Origin of the sequence: Saccharothrix syringae, assembly GCF_009498035.1 — a bacterium.
In the GTDB taxonomy this organism is placed as follows: Bacteria; Actinomycetota; Actinomycetes; order Mycobacteriales; family Pseudonocardiaceae; genus Actinosynnema; species Actinosynnema syringae.
The window spans coordinates 10,213,932-10,234,407 of sequence record NZ_CP034550.1; the positions used below are offsets into that span (position 1 = coordinate 10,213,932).

18 protein-coding genes and 1 pseudogene are annotated in these 20,476 nt (G+C 70.1%); 10 read left to right on the top strand and 9 right to left on the bottom strand.

Annotated features, from left to right (window positions below; genetic code table 11):
• Positions 1-197: 197 nt before the first annotated feature.
• From sdhC to EKG83_RS43190, 5 genes are all read left to right on the top strand, one after another.
• Positions 198-626, top strand: a complete 429-nt coding sequence (sdhC, locus tag EKG83_RS43170) for a succinate dehydrogenase, cytochrome b556 subunit (RefSeq protein WP_033433959.1) — start codon at positions 198-200, stop codon at positions 624-626.
• Between the two features lie 2 nt (positions 627-628).
• A complete protein-coding gene (locus EKG83_RS43175) occupies positions 629-1,042 on the top strand; it encodes a succinate dehydrogenase hydrophobic membrane anchor subunit (protein ID WP_033433958.1) in 414 nt (137 codons plus the stop codon).
• 24 nt (positions 1,043-1,066) lie between these two features.
• A complete protein-coding gene (gene sdhA / locus EKG83_RS43180) occupies positions 1,067-2,818 on the top strand; it encodes a succinate dehydrogenase flavoprotein subunit (protein WP_033433957.1) in 1,752 nt (583 codons plus the stop codon).
• Positions 2,818-3,600 carry a succinate dehydrogenase iron-sulfur subunit gene (locus EKG83_RS43185; protein ID WP_033433956.1) on the top strand — a complete coding sequence of 261 codons (783 nt, stop codon included), beginning with the start codon at positions 2,818-2,820 and terminating at the stop codon, positions 3,598-3,600. Before sdhA ends, EKG83_RS43185 begins: the two co-directional genes overlap by 1 nt.
• A 159-nt stretch (positions 3,601-3,759) precedes the next feature.
• Positions 3,760-4,344: a hypothetical protein gene (locus EKG83_RS43190; protein WP_153278787.1), complete on the top strand. Its 585-nt coding sequence runs from the start codon at positions 3,760-3,762 to the stop codon at positions 4,342-4,344.
• A 3-nt stretch (positions 4,345-4,347) separates the two neighbouring features.
• On the opposite strand, the gene EKG83_RS43195 is transcribed toward EKG83_RS43190, so the two are convergent.
• The 3 genes from EKG83_RS43195 to EKG83_RS43205 form a co-directional block, all read right to left on the bottom strand.
• Positions 4,348-4,944 (bottom strand): hypothetical protein, encoded by a 597-nt coding sequence (locus EKG83_RS43195; protein WP_033433954.1) that lies wholly within the window; start codon positions 4,942-4,944, stop codon positions 4,348-4,350.
• Between the two features lie 19 nt (positions 4,945-4,963).
• The gene (locus EKG83_RS43200) at positions 4,964-5,515 is read right to left on the bottom strand and encodes a matrixin family metalloprotease (protein WP_033433953.1); all 552 of its coding nucleotides are present in this window, start codon (positions 5,513-5,515) and stop codon (positions 4,964-4,966) included.
• Between the two features lie 296 nt (positions 5,516-5,811).
• Positions 5,812-7,113: a D-alanyl-D-alanine carboxypeptidase family protein gene (locus EKG83_RS43205; protein WP_033433952.1), complete on the bottom strand. Its 1,302-nt coding sequence runs from the start codon at positions 7,111-7,113 to the stop codon at positions 5,812-5,814.
• Positions 7,114-7,173: 60 nt separating this feature from the next.
• On the opposite strand from EKG83_RS43205, the gene EKG83_RS43210 reads away from it, so the two are divergent.
• Both EKG83_RS43210 and EKG83_RS43215 read left to right on the top strand, forming a co-directional pair.
• Positions 7,174-7,398, top strand: coding sequence for an SCO4848 family membrane protein (locus tag EKG83_RS43210; protein ID WP_033433951.1), 225 nt, complete (start codon positions 7,174-7,176; stop codon positions 7,396-7,398).
• A 29-nt stretch (positions 7,399-7,427) separates the two neighbouring features.
• Positions 7,428-7,775 (top strand): hypothetical protein, encoded by a 348-nt coding sequence (locus EKG83_RS43215; protein WP_033433950.1) that lies wholly within the window; start codon positions 7,428-7,430, stop codon positions 7,773-7,775.
• Positions 7,776-7,782: 7 nt separating this feature from the next.
• On the opposite strand, the gene yhjD is transcribed toward EKG83_RS43215, so the two are convergent.
• The 6 genes and pseudogenes from yhjD to EKG83_RS43245 all read right to left on the bottom strand — a co-directional run.
• Positions 7,783-8,793 carry an inner membrane protein YhjD gene (gene yhjD / locus EKG83_RS43220; RefSeq protein WP_033433949.1) on the bottom strand — a complete coding sequence of 337 codons (1,011 nt, stop codon included), beginning with the start codon at positions 8,791-8,793 and terminating at the stop codon, positions 7,783-7,785.
• Between the two features lie 53 nt (positions 8,794-8,846).
• A complete protein-coding gene (trpS, locus tag EKG83_RS43225; RefSeq protein ID WP_033433972.1) occupies positions 8,847-9,842 on the bottom strand; it encodes a tryptophan--tRNA ligase in 996 nt (331 codons plus the stop codon).
• A gap of 113 nt (positions 9,843-9,955) precedes the next feature.
• Complete coding sequence (locus EKG83_RS43230; RefSeq protein WP_033433948.1) at positions 9,956-10,213, bottom strand: hypothetical protein; 258 nt, start codon at positions 10,211-10,213, stop codon at positions 9,956-9,958.
• Positions 10,214-10,567: 354 nt separating this feature from the next.
• On the bottom strand, positions 10,568-13,087 hold the full coding sequence (locus EKG83_RS43235; RefSeq protein WP_033433947.1) for a bifunctional FO biosynthesis protein CofGH: 2,520 nt from the start codon (positions 13,085-13,087) through the stop codon (positions 10,568-10,570).
• Positions 13,088-13,147: 60 nt separating this feature from the next.
• Positions 13,148-14,827 (bottom strand): TIGR03767 family metallophosphoesterase, encoded by a 1,680-nt coding sequence (locus EKG83_RS43240; RefSeq protein WP_033433946.1) that lies wholly within the window; start codon positions 14,825-14,827, stop codon positions 13,148-13,150.
• Between the two features lie 629 nt (positions 14,828-15,456).
• Positions 15,457-15,585 (bottom strand): annotated as a pseudogene (locus EKG83_RS43245) (exodeoxyribonuclease III); the annotation flags it as partial.
• Between the two features lie 55 nt (positions 15,586-15,640).
• On the opposite strand from EKG83_RS43245, the gene EKG83_RS43250 reads away from it, so the two are divergent.
• The 3 genes from EKG83_RS43250 to EKG83_RS43260 all read left to right on the top strand — a co-directional run bounded on the left by EKG83_RS43250 (position 15,641) and on the right by EKG83_RS43260 (position 20,016).
• Complete coding sequence (locus EKG83_RS43250; protein ID WP_194282976.1) at positions 15,641-17,242, top strand: recombinase family protein; 1,602 nt, start codon at positions 15,641-15,643, stop codon at positions 17,240-17,242.
• A 1,335-nt stretch (positions 17,243-18,577) separates the two neighbouring features.
• Positions 18,578-19,372, top strand: a complete 795-nt coding sequence (locus EKG83_RS43255; protein ID WP_033433944.1) for a hypothetical protein — start codon at positions 18,578-18,580, stop codon at positions 19,370-19,372.
• 68 nt (positions 19,373-19,440) lie between these two features.
• On the top strand, positions 19,441-20,016 hold the full coding sequence (locus tag EKG83_RS43260; protein ID WP_033433943.1) for an HNH endonuclease: 576 nt from the start codon (positions 19,441-19,443) through the stop codon (positions 20,014-20,016).
• The last annotated feature ends 460 nt before the right edge of the window (positions 20,017-20,476 follow it).

Here is a 20,476-nt window from a genome sequence, read left to right on the forward strand (position 1 = left end):
GTGTGACGACCACCGCACAGCCGGCGCAGGTCAGCGGTGAGGTGAATCGATCGAGAACACGCGGTGCTGTCTCGTCGCTCACAGACGGGTCGGGCCGTTGGGTCGGGTGGCTCACGCGGGTCTAGCATCCGGAGGTCAAGGTCCGCGTACGCACGTACCGGAGACCAGTCCACCACTGACGCTGGAGGCCGTTGCGCATGGCCGGCACCACCGCACCCGAGCGGGCGGGCAGCAGCTCCAAAGGGGGCGGAACGCTCTACCGCGGGGACCTGGGCATGTGGTCCTGGGTCGCCCACCGCATCACCGGTGTGTTGACGTTCTTCTTCCTGTTCGCGCACGTCCTGGACACCGCGCTGGTGCGGGTGTCGCCGGACGCGTACGACAAGGTCATCGAGACCTACAAGAACCCGGTCGTGAACCTGTTCGAGGTCGGCCTGGTCGGCGCGGTGCTCTACCACGCGCTCAACGGCATCCGGGTGATGCTGGTCGACTTCTGGGAGAAGGGCGCGCGCTACCAGAAGCAGATGCTGTGGGGCGTGCTCGGCGTCTGGGTGCTGGTCATGGTGCCCGGCACCTACTTCATGATGGTCCGCACGGTGTCCCACCTGTTCGGCGGGGGTCAGTGAGCATGAGCGAGTCCCTTGCCCTCGACAAGCCCCGCTCCCCGCGGCGCCCGGCCGCCCGGCGCAGCAACTTCGAGCTCTACAGCTGGCTGTTCATGCGCATCTCGGGCGTGGCGCTGGTGGTCCTGGTGCTCGGCCACCTGTTCATCATGAACATCCTCGACGGCGGTGTGCACCGCATCAACTTCGGCTTCGTGGCCGGCCGCTGGGCGTCCCCGTTCTGGCAGTTCTGGGACCTGCTGATGCTGTGGCTGGCCCAGATCCACGGCGGCAACGGCCTGCGCACCGTGATCAACGACTACGCCCGCAAGGACTCGACCCGGTTCTGGCTCAAGGTGCTGCTCTACACGTCGATGGTGCTCGTCGTCGGCCTCGGCACGTACGTGATCTTCACCTTCGACCCGAACATCACCGACTGACCCGCCGCGGGAGTTGTAGCAGCCATGCAGTTCCACAAGTACGACGTCGTGATCATCGGCGCGGGCGGCGCCGGCATGCGCGCGGCGATCGAGGCCGGCCAGCGCGCCCGCACGGCGGTGTTGACCAAGCTCTACCCCACCCGCTCCCACACGGGCGCCGCGCAGGGCGGCATGTGCGCCGCGCTGGCGAACGTGGAGGAGGACAACTGGGAGTGGCACACCTTCGACACGATCAAGGGCGGTGACTACCTGGTCGACCAGGACGCCGCCGAGATCATGGCGAAGGAGGCCATCGACGCGGTCCTCGACCTGGAGAAGATGGGCCTGCCGTTCAACCGCACGCCCGAGGGCAGGATCGACCAGCGGCGGTTCGGCGGCCACACCCGCAACCACGGCGAGGCGGCGGTGCGGCGCGCGTGCTACGCGGCCGACCGCACCGGCCACATGATCCTGCAGACGCTGTACCAGAACTGCGTCAAGCACGGCATCGAGTTCTTCAACGAGTTCTACGTCCTCGACATCTGCCTGACCGAGACCGACAACGGCCCGGTGTGCACCGGCGCCGTGGCCTACGAGCTGGCCACCGGCGAGATCCACGTCTTCCAGGCCAAGTCGGTCGTGTTCGCCACCGGCGGCTTCGGCAAGGTCTTCAAGACCACGTCCAACGCGCACACCCTGACCGGCGACGGCATGGGCATCGTGTTCCGCAAGGGCCTGCCGCTGGAGGACATGGAGTTCTACCAGTTCCACCCGACCGGCCTGGCGGGCCTGGGCATCCTGCTCACCGAGGGCGCCCGCGGCGAGGGCGCGATCCTGCGCAACGCCTCGGGCGAGCGCTTCATGGAGCGCTACGCGCCGACCATCAAGGACCTGGCGCCGCGCGACATCGTGGCCCGGTCGATGGCCCTGGAGGTGCTGGAGGGCCGGGGCGCGGGCCCGAACAAGGACTACGTGCTGCTGGACTGCACGCACCTGGGCGCCGAGGTGCTGGAGACCAAGCTCCCCGACATCACCGAGTTCGCCCGCACCTACCTGGCGGTCGACCCGGTCAAGGAGCCGGTCCCGGTCTACCCGACCGCGCACTACGCGATGGGCGGCATCCCCACCAACGTGCACGGCGAGGTGCTGCGGGACAACGACAACGTCGTCCCGGGCCTGTACGCCGCGGGCGAGTGCGCCTGCGTGTCGGTGCACGGCGCCAACCGGCTGGGCACCAACTCGCTGCTGGACATCAACGTGTTCGGCCGCCGCGCGGGCATCGCCGCCGCCGAGTACGCCAACAACCACGACCACCTCGACCTGCCGGAGAACCCGGCGGCCGCGGTGGAGTCCCAGCTCGCCCTGGTGCTCTCCGAGCACGGCCAGGAGCGCGTCGCGGACATCCGCACGGAACTCCAGGCCACGATGGACGCCAACGCGTCGGTCTACCGCACGGAGGACACGCTCAAGCAGGCGCTGCACGACGTGCAGGCGCTCAAGGAGCGCTACGAGCGGATCACCGTCCAGGACAAGGGCAAGCGCTTCAACACCGACCTGCTGGAAGCGGTCGAGCTGGGCTTCCTGCTGGAGCTGGCCGAGGTCCTGGTGGTGGGCGCGCTGGCCCGCAAGGAGTCGCGCGGCGGCCACGCCCGCGAGGACTACCCCAACCGGGACGACACGAACTTCATGCGCCACAGCATGTACTACAAGCAGGGTGACGGGCTCCTGTCGGACATCCGCCTGGACTACAAGCCCGTGACGTTCACCCGGTACCAGCCGATGGAGCGCAAGTACTGATGACCGCTACCGCTGAAGCACCGACCGGCTCCCGCGGCTCCCAGCCCCCCGTACCGGACGGCGCCATCACCATCACCCTGCGGATCCGCAGGTTCAACCCCGAGTTCGACGACGAGCCGCGCTGGGACGACTTCGAGATCCCCGCGCTGCCGTCGGACCGCGTGCTGAACCTGCTGCACTACGTGAAGTGGTACCTCGACGGCACGCTGACGTTCCGGCGCTCGTGCGCCCACGGCATCTGCGGGTCGGACGCCATGCGCATCAACGGCGTCAACCGGCTGGCGTGCAAGGTCCTGCTCAAGGACCTGCTGGCGGCGGGCGGCAAGCAGACCACGATCACCGTGGAGCCGATCAAGGGCCTGCCCGTCCACAAGGACCTCCTGGTGGACATGGAGCCGTTCTTCGAGGCGTACCGCGCGGTCAAGCCGTACCTCATCACCTACGGCAACGAGCCGACCCGCGAGCGGGTCCAGTCGATCGCCGACCGCGAGCGCTTCGACGACACCACGAAGTGCATCCTCTGCGCCGCGTGCACGACCTCGTGCCCGGTGTACTGGACCGAGGGCTCCTACTTCGGCCCGGCCGCGATCGTCAACGCGCACCGCTTCATCTTCGACAGCCGGGACCAGGGCGCCGAGGAGCGCCTGGACATCCTGAACGACGTGGACGGCGTCTGGCGGTGCCGCACGACCTTCAACTGCACCGACGCCTGCCCGCGCGGCATCCAGGTGACCAAGGCGATCCAGGAGGTCAAGCGCGCCCTGCTGTTCAAGCGCGTCTGACCCGCCACGACCAGGTGAGGGGGCTCGGCCGACCCAGGCCGGGCCCCTTCGCCGTTCACCCGCCCGGCCCTGCCCCGAACGGGCGACCGCCGCAACCCCCGGGGCACCCCGCTCCGTCCTGGACGTGCGGGGGCATCCGACGAGGGAGGGGGCAGGGACGTGGAGACGAGGACATCCGGGCGATTACTGCTGGTCGGCGTGGTCGTCGCGGTGGTGGCGATCGCGGTCGCGGTCGTCGCCGCGGTGTCGGCGGGCCGGCCCACCGGGGACGACCTGGTGGGCGGGGCACCGGCGGGCGAGGCGCCGGCGGGTCCGACCGCGTCGGACCCGGCAGCGGCGGACCCGGGCCCGGCGGACGCGGCGCCGGTGCCGGAGTACCTGCCGGCCGGGTACCGGGAGAGCTACGCCGGACCCTCGTCCGGCTCCGCCTACCCCGGGCCCGCGGGCGTGGTGCGGGTGTTCACCAAGCCCGGCGGTGACGACCCGGTGGCGCTGGTGGTGCGCGTGGTGGCCGGGGGCGGCGCGATCGCGTCCGAGGGCGGCGCGCCGGAACCGGCCCGGGTGCGCGGCACCGACGGCGAGCTGATCGGCACCCGCAACGGCGGGATGGCCCTGACCTGGGTGGAGGGCGGCACGCGCTACGCGGTCTCGTTCGAGCCGCCGGCGAACACCGTGGTGGACTTCGCGCCGCGGGAGACCGCCGACGAGCTGGGTCGCGTCGCCGGCGGTCTCCGGTTGGGGTGAGGGTCAGCCGAGCGGCTTGGCCTCGAACGCGGTCAGCGACTGACCGCGCAGGGCCGCGGCCGCGCCGGAGTCGGCCTCACCGAGGGCGCGCAGCCGGCCGCCGTCGACCTGGTAGCGGCCCTGCGGCCCGCCCACCACGCCGAACTTGCCGTCGCCGACCGGGGCGAGGAACAGCACGTAGGACTGGCCCGCGACGCTGGCCGGCTCGTTCTCGGGGACGTAGCGGTCGTTGCCGATCTGCCCGCCGAGGTGGACGACCCGCACCGTGTCACCGGCCTTGACGCCCTTGTAGCCGGCGTCGACCCGGTAGACCACGTCGTGCTGCACGACACCCGCCTGGGCCGCCTTGTGGGCCGGTAAGTCCTTCACCGGGAAGCCCTCGGGGATGTAGCGGTAGGCGGGCCCGACCTCGATCGCGGTCGCGCGGACGACGACGGCGGACTTCGCGGCGGCCGCGGCCACCGTGTCGAAGGTCGGGTAGTCGGCGGCCATCTGGTGCACCGCCACCTCGGGCGCGCCCGACCCGTTCGCGGCGATCGCGAGCGCGCCGCCACCGGCCACGGCCGCCGCCACGGCGACCACCAGGATGCGCATCTTCATGGGATCGGCTCCTTCGCGATCAGTACGGGTACAGGCTGTTGATGTCGTCGATGTCGTGCGTTTGCGGCGTGTTGTAGGACAGGTAGCCCTGGCGCATGATCGAGTTGTAGGTGCCGTCCGTGGCGTGCGCGAGGCCGAGGCCGTGGCCGAATTCGTGGGCGGCGACCTTCTGCCGGATGAAGTCCGTTTCCGAGCCCAGCGTGTTGGTGTTCAGCTGGAGGTCCGCCCAGCGGTAGACGCAGCCCGAGCCGAAGCACGGGTGCATGGTGGTCAGGCCCCACCAGGTGGTGTTGTACGCGTAGCCGTAGTAGTCCTCCTCCGAGACGGAGAAGTCCTCCTGGGTGACCCACACCCGGGTGGGGGTGCTGTGCCAGGACGAGGCGGCGGCGTGCTGCTGGGGCTGGTAGGAACCGGAGACGGTGTAGCCGATGTAGAGCCAGTTGCCGGGGGTGTGCGGGAAGCTGCCACCCAGGAAGTGCGCGTTGGCCGTGGCGGGTCCGAGCAGCATCGCGGTGACCGCGACGAGTGCGGTGACGGCTGCGGCCCGCCTCGCACCTCTGATCGTCGACATACGTTGCTCCCTCTGCGGTCTGGCACGGTGAATTCGCCGTGCGCAGTGGGTAGGGAGCGGGGCCGGGACGGCAGATGCGCCCCAAACCGGTGTTCACCCGGTTGGGCGCGGCACATTCCGCGTGCCCGGGAATGGGCGTCGTGGAATTCCTGCCGCGTTCGGGTGGTACCCGCCGTAGGCCGCATTCCGGCGGACCGGGGAAGCCCTTCCGGCGCGATGCGCCGGCTCACCGGTTCGGGAGGGCCGCGGGCGCCGGCTCACCGGATCAGGAGGGCCGCGGGCGCCGCCTCACCGGATCAGGAGGGCTGCTGGTTCGCGGCCCGGCGGGCCCGCGCCGCCTTGGCGCGCCGGGTCCGCAGGTACATGGCCAGCGCCGCCAGCAGGCCCAGGCCGGCGACCGCGGTGACGGGCGCGCCCACCGTGCCGAACGCCTTGTGCATCGCCGTGTTCTGCGGGTCCTCGCTGGAGTTGGCCACCTGGCCCACCGCGGTGGACGTGCTGGTCGGCCGGGGTTCGGTGGTCTTCTTCTGCACCTGCCGCGCGCCCTCCACCAGGCGCCCGACCGGGTTCGCGATCGCCGACGCGGGCAGCGCGAAGCCGTAGTCCAGCAGCCGGGCCGCCTGGTCGGTCATCCGCACCGGCGCCTGCTGCCCGCGCAGCAGCACCACGACCAGCCGCCTGCCGTCGCGCTCGGCGGCGCCGACGTAGGTGTGCTGCGCGTCGTCGGTGAACCCGGACTTGCCGCCCAGCGCGCCCTCGTACGAGGTCAGCAGCCGGTTGTCGTTGACCACCGGCACGGTCCCGGCGCCGCCGGGGGCCGGGAAGTCGATCCGCTGGGTCTGCACGGCCTTGACGAAGTCCGGGTACTTCATCGCCTCGCGGAAGATCAGCGCCACGTCGTAGGCCGACGTCGAGGTGCCCGGCCCGTCCAGGCCGGAGGGGGTGACCGCCCGGGTGTCCAGCGCGCCCAGCTCGGCGGCCAGCGCGTTCATCTTCCGGATGGCCGAGGGGATGCCGCCCAGCCGGCGCGCGAGCGCGTGGGCGACGTCGTTGCCCGAGGCCATCACCAGCGCCTGGAGCAGCTGCTCCACGGTGTAGGTGTCCCCGGCGCGCAGGCCGACGCAGGTGCACTCCTGCTCGACGTCGTCGGGCGTGGCGACCACGGTCGAGTCGGGCGCCAGCTCCTTGGCGACCACCGTCGCGAGCAGCACCTTGATCACCGAGGCGGGCCGCTGCCGCCCGTGCGGGTCCAGGCCGGCCAGCACCGCGCCGCTGCCCAGGTCGGCCAGCAGCCAGCTCGCCGACGAGACGCCGTCGGGCAGCGCGGGCGCGTTCGGCGGCAGCACCAGGCCGCACTCGCCCATGCGGTCGCCGCCGACGGGGTTCTCCGGCACCTCCAGCGGCGCCGGCGGGCGCTCGCCGGGCGGGACCTGCTCGGAGGTGTCCACCGCCGGGGGCGGTGAGACCTTGTTCTCGCAGGTCGGCTGGGCCGCGGTGGCCGGCGCGGCGCCGAGCGCCGCGGTGGCCGTCAACGCGCAGGCAGCCGTGCAGGCGGCCAGTGCGGAGGCAACGGACCGTCGGAACGCGGAGGGTCGCACGCGTCCAGGCTAACCACCCCGGATGAGTGAGCCGCACCCGCCACGTCCGATACTGCTCCGGTGAAGCTGTCCCGCGGCACGTCCGTCTTCCTGCTTGCCTTCGGGGTGTGGTCCTGGGTGATCTGGCCCACCTTCCTGCGCAACATCTGGAAGGACCCCCGCTCGTGGGACGCCGGCCCGACCGCCTTCTTCACCGTCCACCTGCTGCTCGTGGTCGCGTCGCTCACCTCCGGCACGGTCATCGGCGTGCTGGGCGTGCGCGGCCTGCGAGCCGCGCGCAGGTAGCCGACACCGACGACCCTGGAGGCCCCGCCGTGGAATTCGTGCGCCTGCTGCTGGTGTTCCTGCACCTGCTCGGCATGGGCATGCTCATCGCCATGTTCTTCGTCCAGCGCCGGGCGGGCGCGGACGCGCCGCTGAACAAGGGCTGGCTGCACGGCAGCGCGCTCCAGCTGCTCACCGGCGTCGCCCTGGTCGGCCTCGCGCCGCTGACCGACCAGGACTACGACCACGTCAAGATCGGCGTCAAGACGCTGGTCCTGGTCGCGATCGCGGCCCTGGTGGCGGTGAACCTGAACAAGCCGAAGCCCGCGACGTGGCTCACCCCGGCCCTGGCCGGCCTGGTCGTGCTCAACGTGGGCATCGCGGTCTTCTGGACCTGACCCGCGCTCAGCGGCGGCGGAACAACGCGCCCAGCAGCAGCCCCGCGCCGACCAGCCCGACCGCGGCGCGGGGGCTGGGCGCCGACCGCACCTCCACCACCGGCCGGATCACCGCGGGCGGCGGGGGCACCGGCGGGTCCCGGAGCAGGTTCTCCCGGGCGGTGGCCGTCCAGGCGGTGATGAACAGCAGGAACTGCGCGACCAGGTTGGCGAAGAACAGCACGCCGATCACCGGGCCGAACACCGCGCCCGAGGGCGAGGCGGTCACGCTGCTCAGGTACAGCGTCCCGGCCTGCTTGAGCACCTCGAACCCGACCGCGGCGGCGCCCGCGCCCTTGACCGCGCTGCGCCAGCCCACGGGCTTGCGCGGCAGCTTGGCCAGCACCCACAGGAACACCAGCCAGTTCGCCACCAGCGCGAGCAGGATCGTGCCGACCTTCAGCAGCGCCTGGGCCCAGCCCACCCCGGCCAGGCCCACCCAGCGCAGCACCAGTTCGGCGAACCCGCTGCCCAGGGCGGTCAGGCCGAACGAGACCACCAGCGCCAGCCCGAGGCTGACCAGGGACAGCAGGTCCTTGAGGATCGTCTTGAGGAAGGGCCGGTCCTCCTTGGCGTGGCCCCACTGGGCGGTCAGCGCGTCCCGCAGGTTGCTCATCCAGCCCAGGCCGGAGTAGGCGGCGGTGAGCAGGCCGAGCACGCCGACCGTGCCCTTGGACTCGATGGCCTGGTCGACGACGTCGTTGATGGTGGCGCCCAGCGCGCCGGGCACGGCCTCGGCGATGCTGGTCTGCATCTCGTCGAGCAACCCGGGCTCCGAGGCGAGCACGAAGCCGGCGACCGCGAACCCGATCATCAGCATCGGCACCAGCGACAGCACGCTGAAGTACGTCACGGCCGCCGCGTAGTGCGCCCCGTACTGCTCCGAGTACCGGTCGAAGGCGCGGAACAGGTGGTCGAGCCACGGCTTCTCCCGCCGCAGCCGTTCGACCCGCGACCCGCCCCCGGTGCTCTCCGCCACAGGGAGAAGCTAAGGCGCCCGACGATCACCCGCCACTCCGGCGGGTGCGGGTCTCAGCCGCCGGCCAGGAAACCGATCCGGTCGTAGGCCCGCGCCAGGGTCCGCGACGCCACCGACCGGGCCCGCTCCGCGCCCCGGGCCAGTACCTTGTCCAGCTCCGCCCGGTCGGCCAGGTACTCGGCGACCCGGGCCTGGATCGGCGTGACGAACTCGGTGAACACCTCGCCGAGGTCCTTCTTCAGGTCCCCGTAGCCCTTGCCCTCGTACCGGGCCACCAGCGACTCGACCGGCTCGCCGCTCAGCGCCGAGTAGATGACCAGCAGGTTGCTCACGCCGGCCTTGTGCTCGGGGTCGTAGGCGATCTCGCGGCCGGGGTCGGTGACCGCGGACCGGATCTTCTTGGCCGACCGCTTCGGGTCGTCCAGCAGCTCGACCACGCCGGCGGGCACGGACTTCGACATCTTCGACGTCGGGTCCTGGAGGTCGTAGATCTTGGCGGTGTCCTTGACGATGTAGGGGTCGGGCAGCCGGAACGTCTTGCCGTACCGGGTGTTGAACCGCTGCGCGAGGTCGCGGGTCAGCTCCAGGTGCTGCCGCTGGTCCTCGCCGACCGGCACGTAGTGCGCCTGGTAGAGCAGGATGTCCGCGGCCTGCAGGATCGGGTAGGTGAACAGGCCGACGCCGACCCCGGCCTCCTGCCGCGCGGACTTGTCCTTGAACTGGGTCATCCGGCTGGCCTCGCCGAACCCGGTCAGGCACTGGAGCACCCAGCCGAGCTGGGCGTGCTCGGGCACGTGGGACTGGACGAACAGCGCGGAGCGGTCCGGGTCGATGCCCAGCGCGAGCAGCTGCGCGGCGGACACCCTGGTGTTGTGCCGCAGCACCTTGGGGTCCTGCTCGACGGTGATCGCGTGCAGGTCGACCACGCAGTAGAAGGCGTCGTGCGCCTCCTGGAGGGCCACCCACTGCCGCAGCGCGCCGAGGTAGTTGCCGAGGTGGAACGAACCGGCGGTCGGCTGGATGCCGGACAGCACGCGGGGCCGGCTCACCGGGGCGGCGTCCTCGCCGGCGCTCCCGGTGGTGTTCTCAGCGGGGGTCTCAGTGGCCACGGCGCGATTCTCCCAGGCGGACCGGAGGTCGCCGGTGGCGGGCCCCGGCGCGCTCAGGCGCCGGTGGCGGCGGGCTGGGCCTCGGGCTCCTCGACGACCGCCGCCGCGCGGACCAGGGCGGCCTTGCGCCTGCGCACCAGCCCGGCCACCAGCCCGACCACGCCGAAGGTCACCGCGGCGAGGCCGACCGGGGCGTTGAGCGGGATCGGCGGCGCCGCGACCGCGCCCTCGGCGGCCTCCGCGACACCTTCGACGACCAGGGTGGACGTCGTGCCCAGGACAACGCCCAGTACCGCACCGCGACCGCGCACGGCCCAGCCTCCTCACCAACACCAGGCCACCCCACCGGGGGGGTGAAACTCGTTGACGGATGGCCGCGAACCTACCGAAGCCGTGGGATCGCCGTGCTCGGATCGGGTAATCGCGACCGCCGCAGGGTATAGGCACTCGAACGCCGGTCACACCACAGGGGTGGCGGGCGTCACCCGCCCGGCACCTGCCGGCGACCGCGTGGACGCACGCAGACGGTCGTTCGGACCTGCCCGTTCACCCTTTCGGCACTCTTCGGCACACCCTTCCAGCCGGACCGCCACCCGACCGGCTCAACCCGCACACGGACAGCGCGCAGCGGGCCGAGCACCCCCGGCCCCGCACCCGGCGCCCCGCTACCGGGCCACGTCCACCCGGCCGTAGGTCGTCGTGCGCTGCCGGGCCGGCCGCCCGGCCAGGGCCGCCGTCGCCTCCAGCTGCCGCACCGTGCGCGCCGACCCGTGCTCGGACCCGGCCATGCGGCTGATGGTCTCCTCCATCAGCGTCCCGCCCAGGTCGTTGGCGCCGCCCCGCAGCACCTCGGCGGTGCCCTCGTCGCCGAGCTTCACCCAGGAGCACTGGACGTTGTCCACCCGCCCGTGCAGCGCGAGCCGGGCGAACGCGTGCACCGCGCGGTTGTCCCGCCGGGAGGGACCGGGCCGGGCCACGCCCGCCAGGTAGATGGGCGCGTTGCGGTGCACGAACGGCAGGCCGACGAACTCGGTCAGCCCGCCCGTGCGGTCCTGGAGCGCGGCCAGCACCCGGAAGTGCCCGAGCCAGTGCCCGGGGTGGTCGACGTGCCCGTACATCATCGTGCTGGAGGACCTGATGCCCAGCTCGTGCGCGGTGCCGACCACGTCGAGCCAGGTCGCGGCGGGCAGCTTGCCCTTGGTCAGCACCCAGCGCACGTCGTCGTCGAGGATCTCGGCGGCCGTGCCGGGGATGGTGTCCAGGCCCGCGTCGCGCAGCTCGGTCAGCCACTCCCGCACGCTCACGCCCGCCTTGGCCGCCGCGCTGACGACCTCCATCGGGCTGAACGCGTGGACGTGCATGCCGGGCAGCGCCGCCTTGATCGCCCGGACCACGTCCGCGTAGTAGGTGACCGGCAGCTTCGGGTCGATGCCGCCCTGCATGCAGACCTCGGTGGCGCCCTCGTCCCACGCCTCGCGGGCCCGCTGCACGACCTCGTCCACGGACAGCCGGAACGCGTCGGCGTCGCGCTCGCGCTGGGCGAAGGCGCAGAACCGGCAGCCGACGTAGCAGACGTTGGAGAAGTTGATGTTGCGGTTGACCACGTAGGTGACGTCGTCGCCGACGACCGAGGCGCGCAGCTCGTCGGCGAGCCGGGCCATGGTCTCCAGCACCTCGCCCTCGGCGGTGAGCAGCGCCATCGCGGCGTCGGTGTCGTCGAGGATCTTCTCCGGGGCGTCGGCGGCCAGGCGCAGCGCGCGGGCGGCGTCCTCGGGGAGCCGCGCGACGGCCTTGGGCACGGTGAGCGCGCTCCAGTCGCCGTAGACGCTGTCGAAGTCGCCGCGCCGGTCGGTGGTGCGGCCCTCGTGGTCGATGGCGGTGCCCAGGTCGGCCCGCCCGTAGGTGTCGAGCCCGCCGTCCGGCTCCTGCCACTCGCGCCCCACCACCGGCGCGTCCGGCTCGGCCAGCCCGTCGGGGCGGGCCAGCGCGGCGACGTGCCCGGCCAGGCGGGTGTCGATCCACTGCCCGGCGGGCGCGGTGACGTACCGGGGGTAGACCGCCAGCCGCTCGCGCAGCTCGTAGCCGGCCGCGCGGGTGTGCTCGGCCAGCGCGTCCACCTGCGGCCACGGCCGCTCGGGGTTGACGTGGTCGGGCGTCACCGGCGACACGCCGCCCCAGTCGTCGATGCCGGCGCGCAGCATCAGCCCGAACTCCTCCCCGACCAGGTTCGGCGGCGCCTGCACGCTCGTCGACGGCGGCATGACCAGCCGGGCGACCGCGATGGTGGCGGCCAGCTCGCGCAGGTCGGCGTCGGGCATGCCGCGCATCGCGGTGTCCGGCTTGGCGCGGAAGTTCTGGATGATCACCTCCTGCACGTGCCCGTACTGCCGGGCGGCGGCGCGCATCGCCAGCAGCGACTCGGCGCGCTCGGTGAGCGTCTCGCCGATGCCGATCAGGATGCCGGTGGTGAACGGCACGTTCACCCGGCCCGCGTCGGTGAGCACCCGCAGCCGCACCGCGGGCTCCTTGTCGGGGCTGCCGTGGTGCGGGCCGCCCTTCTCCGCCCACAGCCGCTCGGAGGTGGTCTCCAGCATCATCCCCATGCTGGCCGCGACCGGCCGCAGCCGCTGGAACTCCTCCCAGCTCAGCACGCCGGGGTTGAGGTGGGGCAGCAGCCCGGTCTCCTCCAGCACCGCGATGGCGCTGGCCCGCACGTAGTCCAGGGTGGACGAGTAGCCGCGCGCCTCCAGCCACTCCCGCGCCTGCGGCCACCGGTCCTCGGGCCGGTCGCCCAGCGTGAACAGGGCTTCCTTGCACCCCTGCGCCGCGGCCCGGCGGGCGATGTCGAGCACCTCGTCGCGCTCCAGGAACGCGGCGGGCAGCTTGTGCGGGACCGTGGCGAACGTGCAGTAGTGGCAGCGGTCCCGGCACAGGCGGGTCAGCGGGATGAACGCGTTGCGGCTGTAGGTGACGGTGCCGGGGCGCCCCTCGGCGAGCAGGTGGGCGTCGCGCACCCGGCCCGCCGCGTCGAGCAGGGCGTCCAGGTCGTCGCCGCGGGCGTGCAGCAGCACGGCGGCCTCGGTGACGTCGAGGACGGCGCCGTCGGCGGCGCGGCGCAGCGCGCGTCGCGTCGCCGACGGGCTCGGCGTCGGCTCGGGCGGGGTGATCGAGATGTCCACGGCCACGTCAACGACCTTAGGCCGCCCGAATTCCCGATCGGTGGCGGAGTGATCTCCGGCACGGGGTCAGCGCACCGGGCTGCGCCCCGCGATGACCAGTTCGGTGTTGCGGTCGGTGACCGCGCCGACGGCGGCCGGCTTGGCGTGCGGGTCGTTGAACGCGAACTCGCGCGCCAGCGACGCCAGGCCCGCCGGCGTGGTGTCGCCGTAGTCGGCTCGGTAGGGCGCGTCCGCCTCCACCAGGGTCGTGAACAGGGACAACGTGCCGTCGCCGTTGTCGACCAGCTCGATGATCCGGGCGTGCTGCGGGTGGTCGACGTGGGCGGCGGTGTTGATCTCCCAGAACGCGCGGTCGCCGGTGCCGTGCGGCACGATCCGGTTCTCGTGGGTGTGGCCGTTGACCCAGGCGACCACGTTCGGGAACCGCCCGATCAGGTCGACCAGCGCCGCGCCGTCCAGGCGCGGGTCGAGCGGCCGGCGGCGGTCCGGCAGCGGGTTGGTCATGGTCCAGCTGCTGTGGTGGCTGAACAGGACGAACAGCTCGTCGGTGACGTCCTGGCGGTGCGGGAAGCCGAACGCGTCGTAGTAGCGGGAGCTGTTGCGCTTGAGGACCCGCTCCAGCCACAGGTACTGGTGCAGCCCGATGGAGCCCTCGGCGAGGCCCGCGGTGGTCGTGGTGTCCAGGCTGACGCCGGTGACGCCGGGCGCGATGCGGAAGGTGTAGAAGACGTCCACGCCGTCGGCGTTGTCCTGGGTGAAGCCGTGGCCGTGGGGCCCGGGGCCGGTGTGGCGGGGGTCGAGGTGGGCCCGGACGAACTCGGCGGTGGTGAACGGCCTGCGGCGCGCGTCCGGGGTGACGGTGCGGACGGGGCCGGCGGTCGCCAGCGCGGCCAGCGCGTCCGGGAGGGCGGCCGGGTCGGTGAAGGCCCGGGCGACGCGGGCGGCGGTGGAGGGGTCGAAGCCCACGACCTTGCGGTCGGAGGTGTAGAGGGCGTCGAGGAAGCCGTCCGGCAGGGTGCCGACCACGCTGTCGTCGTGGTTGCCGAACGTGCAGTACCACGGGATGCGCAGGCCGGGGCTGTCGAACGGCCGGATCGCCGCGTCGAGCAGGCCGGGCACGGTCGGGAACCCCTTGGCCTTGTAGTCGTCGACGGCGGTGGAGTGCGGGTTCCAGTAGGCGGTGACGCCGGAGTCCTGCACCCCCTCGTACCGGGTGGGGTCGCCGGTGTTGGCGGTGATCCGGCCGCCGTTGAGCACGGTGAGGAACCAGTCCAGCTCGACCAGCTCGTGGTTGTCGGTGTTGTCGCCGGTGGTGACCACGAAGTCGATCGGCCGCCCGGTGAACGGCCCGGTGCGCACGTCGTCAACCCTCCGCACGAGGGCGGCGGACGTGTGCTGGGCGAGCGTCTCGTGGGCCCGGAACGCCCCGGCGCCCAGCAGCGGGTGGGTGTACTCGAAGCGGGCGGGGCTCTGCGCGTCCACCACGTGCATGTCGGTGAACTGGGCGAAGCAGGCGAGCGGGACCCGGCGGTCGGCGCGCCCGGCACCGGGCGGCGCGAGGTCGGACCGCACCACCACGGGCCACCCGGGCCCGGCCTGGAGCCTGCGGTACCCCGTGGTGCCGACGGGCGCCGCGGCCACGTCGAGCGTCGTCCCGGTGGTCGCGGCCCACGCCGGCCCACCCCACAGCAGGACCGCGCCCGCCGCCCCCGTCGCCTGCAAGAACCGCCGCCGGTTGACCGCCATCGACCGCTCCCCACGTCCCGGTTGTCGTGAAAACTTCTCACGAACCGGTGGGGCGGTCACGAACTCGCGGTGAAGTGCGGCCGAACGAGCGACGGCGATCGTCGGGTGAACCGGTTCCGTGCCCGGTCGGTCCTGCGGCTTGCCGCCCGACGGGTCGCCCTCGTCGACCGTTCCGGCGCCGGGGGCGTCTCATCCCCGCCTTGCTCCGCTCCCCCGTCCCCGGCGGGACCGCGCCGAAGCGGCCCGGTGTGGTGCCGCGGGAACGCGGCCTTCGCGACGGCGGCAGCCGCCACCGCGCAGACGGTGGTGATCTCGCCGACCACCAGAGGTGCCTCCCGCCTCCAGCCGGTCGACCGGTGGGCATGCCTCGGCTCGACCGGCGCGTGACTGGTTGCGAACCGAGGTCGGCCCCGTGCCACCCCCGCGGCACGATTGGAACTTCACTCAGTCGTGTGAGCCCGGGACGGCGGCCCGCTGCTCCTCGCGAGTCCTTGCCCCACACCCCACCCGACAGGAGGCCGAGCTTCGCGGGCCGACCACGAAACTCCCGCGCGAAGCACCGGATCAACCACCGGCGGTGACGCCGAAGGGCCCCGCACCAGGCCCGCCGGACGCGACCGGCACGGAGGTCAGTCGAAGGTCACCGTGACGGGCGCGTGGTCCGACCACCGCTCCCCGTAGGTCGCCGCCCGCTCCACCACCGCCGACCTGGCCCGGACGGCCAGCCCCTCCGTCGCCACCTGGTAGTCGATCCGCCAGCGGATGACGTAGGTTTCACAAACGCTGGTGGGTCCTTGACCAGGAGAGATGAGCATGACGCGAGCTATCGTCGGAGCGCGGGTGTCCGTGATGACACCCGGCAAGACATCCCAGGATGAGCAGTACCTCACGGGCGAACGGTACGTGCAGCAACAGTCCTGGGAGCTGGTCGGCAGCTTCGAAGACCTCGACGTGTCCGCTATGGATCTCGACCCGTGGCAGCGGCCGGACCTGGCACCGTGGCTCACCGACCGGATGCACGAGTGGGACGCCATCGTGTTCACCAAGATCGACCGGGCGTTCCGGTCGATCCGCGACGCCGTGAAGTTCGCGGAGTGGATCAAGGACAGTCGCAAGATCCTCGTCTTCACGGACGATGGGATCAAGCTCGACTACAGCAATTCCAACCTCGGCATGTACGACCAGGTGTTGGCGGAACTGTTCCTCTACCTCGGATCGTTCTTCGCCCAGCTAGAGGGTATGCGCTTCAAGAAGCGAGCCCTAGACGGACACCGAGGACTCAAGAAGACCAACCGGTGGGCAGGGGGACAGCCACCATACGGCTATCAGGTGATCTCGAACCCAACCGGCGGCAAGATCCTTGCCATTGACCCAGTGTCGTCCGAGGCAGTTCGGTTTGCGGGTCGAATGGTCTTGCAGGACAAGAGCCTGTGGGAGATCGCAACGGCGCTAACTGAAGCCGGGTTCCCAACTCCCGCCCGCCACGTAGCGAACCAGCAAAACGCCGACAGTCGCAGTCGCCGTAAGACCAAGGTCTCCGACGATTGGAACCAGTCGAGCATCGGAAAGATCCTCAGGTCTCCCGCGACTATGGGCCTGAAGCTGGAAGGCCGCACCGCCAAAGAGAAGCGCGTGGTCCGGGGCGAGGATGGCCTACCAATCCGGATGGCCGATGCTTTGTTCAGCGATGAGGACTGGACGAGCATTCAAGAGAAACTCACTAAGCGATCTCGAACCAAAGAACGGACTCACGGGGCGGCACCCCTACTCGGCGTGGCCTACTGTGGCGGCTGCCAAGAAAGGCTGTACCGCGCGGTCACCACGTCCAAGGGAATTCAGTACAGCTACTACCGCTGTATCCCCATGTCGGGAAAGCCGCGGTGCGAGGGCCACACGTTCAAGGAAGCGGAAGTGACCACCAACCTCGAAGAGGCCATTTCGATTCACCTTGCGGACATCCCGGTGATGCGTCGGACGTTCGTTCCCGGAGAGGATCACACGGCCGAACTGGACGCCGTCGTCAAAGCAATGGCGGAAGTTCGAGAAGAGAAGGACCTCGGACTGTATGACTACCCCGGTGGCACGGAGGAGTACAAGGGACGGCTTTCAGCACTGGCCGCACAGCGAAAGATCCTGGCCGCACTTCCGCACCGTCCCGCAAGGTGGATTGAAGAACCAACCGGAGAGACCTACGCGCAGGCTTACTTCCGAATGACTCCGGACGAACGGCGCATGTTGCTCCTGGGCGCAGACGTCAAGTTCTACATCAAGCCGAGTGGCCAGCCCTGGCAATACGCGCTTGTGACCCCCAAAGAGATCACTAGCCGCGTCCAAACCGCAGGCCGTGAGATTGAGCCATCCGGCGAACAGCAGGAGATCCCGAACCCGACTTACATCATGGTCGATCAGAAATAGACCGTCGGCACTCCGGTAGCTGATTCGCCACCCGCGATTACAGGCCCCGCCTTCCCCACCGGAAGGCGGGGCTTTGTCGTACCCGCCTCCGAGTGCTGGAGCACTTGGTGCACGGCGGGAGCTGCCTCGCCGTGACCGGACAGGCCGGACAGGACCAAGCCGGACGGGACCGCTCAGAGGACCTGCGAGCCACAGGGCACCCCACCACCGGAGAGCACCGATCGGCCGTCAACGGCCGTCCTAGGCGGGCAATACGGCCCAGGGTCGGGAACCTCGGGTGACAGGCCGGGCCGAAGCCGCGCCAACCGCCACCCATCCTGTGACTTGCGACACATCCAGGAGGTCCACCGTTCTGTTCGGCGGAGATGACACCCATACACACCCGAATGAGGACAGCGAGAAGCCAACAGGGGACGCCCTCCCAACGTGACGTCGATCACAAGTACGGCTCTCTGGTGTCCGGTTCTCCGGAGATCGCACCCAAGTACGTATGCCTGGGGGGAACCAACGGAGGGGACTATTAGAGCCTCAAGGGAGCCTTTCACAGGCTCCCGGTAGGTAGTTACTAGATTACTTATTAGAGGCTCTTAAGAGCCTCTTGATTGGCAACTAATCAAGGGCGGCCTTCGAGGGCCGCCTAAATAAGAAGTACTAATGCGATCCTTGAGGGCTCGCTAACTGGTGCTCATAGCAGCCAACGAGAGGCGCACGGTTCCCGCGTCGCCCCTTCCTGAGTCGGTCATGTGGTGTGGATGCGCCCGGTCTGGTCCACCGGGCGCTTCCCTTACCCGCCGATGCACAAGAACTTGACCGCGTTCACCCGGCGCGGTTCCTGCCCGCGTTGCTGCCATTGCGCGGGCGCTCCTGAAGCTGGGTGGCCTTGCCGGGAGGCATTGCCCAACCTAGCGAAACCGCCGACAATGGCGGTGCCCCCTTTTTTTGTCCAGTAATTGTTAGCCAATCAACCCGGAAGGGAACGGCGGTGACAGAGACGTACAGGTGCGGCCACGCACGCACCCGAGAGAACACCTACGAATCGTCCGGTATTCGGCGCTGCCGCGCCTGTTATCGGGCTTATCAGAACAAGCGACGCCGGGACGCAACAGCGGCGTTGCGCGCTCTCCGCGCACAGGAACAGTCCTAGCCGAACAGGAGTCACCGCAGATGCTTTGCCGTCTCTGCGGCGCGTTCAAGCGTGCTGCCGACCTCGTGGACGCTAAGCCCCGAACGAACCGGGGAAAGAAGTCGGGTAGCCGTCAGGGCTTGTGTAAGTCCTGCGCCTTCCCGGTCCAGTAAGACCGACCCACTGCAAGCCACACCACAGGAGAAAAGAACATGACCAAGGCAAACAGCGACTACGCGCAGACGGACCTGATCGTCAAGCTGATCAAGGATCTCGGGAAGGTCGTCAACATCCCTGCCGCGCTTGCGGCTGAGTCCAAGCTCATTGAAGACCTGCGGCGTGATGAGTTCGGCGCTGGGGCTGTTGTCGCATCCGCACGAACCGACCTGTTGAGCGCACCCACACCGGCCGACTACCTCAAGGCACGGGAAGCACTCTCTACCGCCCTCGTGACGACATTCGGCACTCAGTCGGACGCCTTCCGCGCAGCCGAAGCAGACGCCCTGTACCGGCGCGCTGTCGGTTCGCTCTACGACCACTCGAACGAACTTCAGTCGGCCCTTTCCGAGCGGTTCAACGACTTGGTTGCTGCGCACAGCCTGAATGACGCTGCCGCGTCGCTCCCAGATTTCGCGGACCCGTACCTGAACCTGTTGAACGTCTCCCCGGCGCAGGCGAGCGCCGTAGCCACGTGGCAGAACGTCATTGGTGAGCTGAGCGCGGTTTGGTCCGCGTACATCCGACTTGCCCGCCACCTCGGGCACACGTTCGGAGGCAGTGAGGCCAGTGAAAATCTTGAACTCGCATTCGTGCTGTTCGACATCCCCGCGTTCGACGTGGCTCGGAGTGCGGCCGTGTTGCTGGCGTCCTGGAAGGGCGGCACCGATGCCGCCAAGCGATACGGCCCGTTGCTGCCGTTCGTCGCGGGTCCGTTGTCCGGCGCTGCGCTTCACCTGAAGCCGATTTCCGATGCTGACGCTCTGTGGAGAGCGGTTCAGGGGATCTGACGAGCCACAAGACGAGAAGGCGGCCGGGGCTGATCACCCCGGCTTTCGTTTACCCGAGGAGAGAACTCATGAGCACTAAGACGTGTACCAAGTGCCGCACACTGAAGCCACTAGACGACTTCTACCGCGATTCGTCGCGCTCCGACGGTCGCAGCCACCAATGCAAGGAATGCAAGCGCCCGAAGGTGCGCGCAACCGTCCGTGAGTGGAAGGCCGCCAACCGGCAAGCGACGCTTGCACAGAAGGCGCGTTACCGCTCCCGCCACAAGGGCCGCATTGCGATCGACAACGCCATTAGGCAGGCGAAGCGCACCGCTGATCGACTCGGCGTGAACACAGAGCCGTACACCGTGGCGGAATTGGTCGAGGCATGGGGAGAGCGCCACGAATGGCACTGTGTGTACTGCGGTACCGCCGACGCCCTAAGCATTGACCACGTTCACCCCATGAACCGAGGCGGCGTCAACGCGCTGGCGAACATCGTCCCGGCGTGCGTCGCGTGTAACCAGTCCAAGCGCTCAAAGCCTGTTGGCGAATTCCTGGCCGGAAAGCATGTCCCCGAAGTCCACGGACCGGGCCGATACGCGCACGCCGTCAACGTGCTGCACCGCGCTGCATCCCCGTTCCTGGACTTCCAGGAGTAGGGCCGCAGACAAGACGCGCTCACAGCCACCGAGCGCCTTACGGGGTGCCTGCGGTCCGGCCGCACCTCGGGAGCGGCTAGGCGTGGCGTACAGCCCCGTTTCCGGGGCTTTCCTGTGGCTAGCTACGTGCGAGCGGCACCCCTGGCCGCTCGGGTGTGCGTGGGGAGCTGCTCCCCCGCGACCGGGCAAGCAGGCCCGGCAGGACAGAGGCACGGGGGCACCCCTGTTTTAGTGGGGGGTACCTGTCGCGCATTTACGCAGGTAGGTGGCTTGTAGGCGCTTCCGCGGAATTGGCTTCCGCTACGGGTACAGGGTATCTGACCTGCGCTTACGCGGACACGTGTGGTCGCATACCCCCACGGGGGATACCCCTACCCCGGCCACCCCCACCGGTACGTATAGCGGTCCTGCGCCTTTATGCGTCACATCGGCTCTCTGCGTTTTTCCACACCGCCCTAAG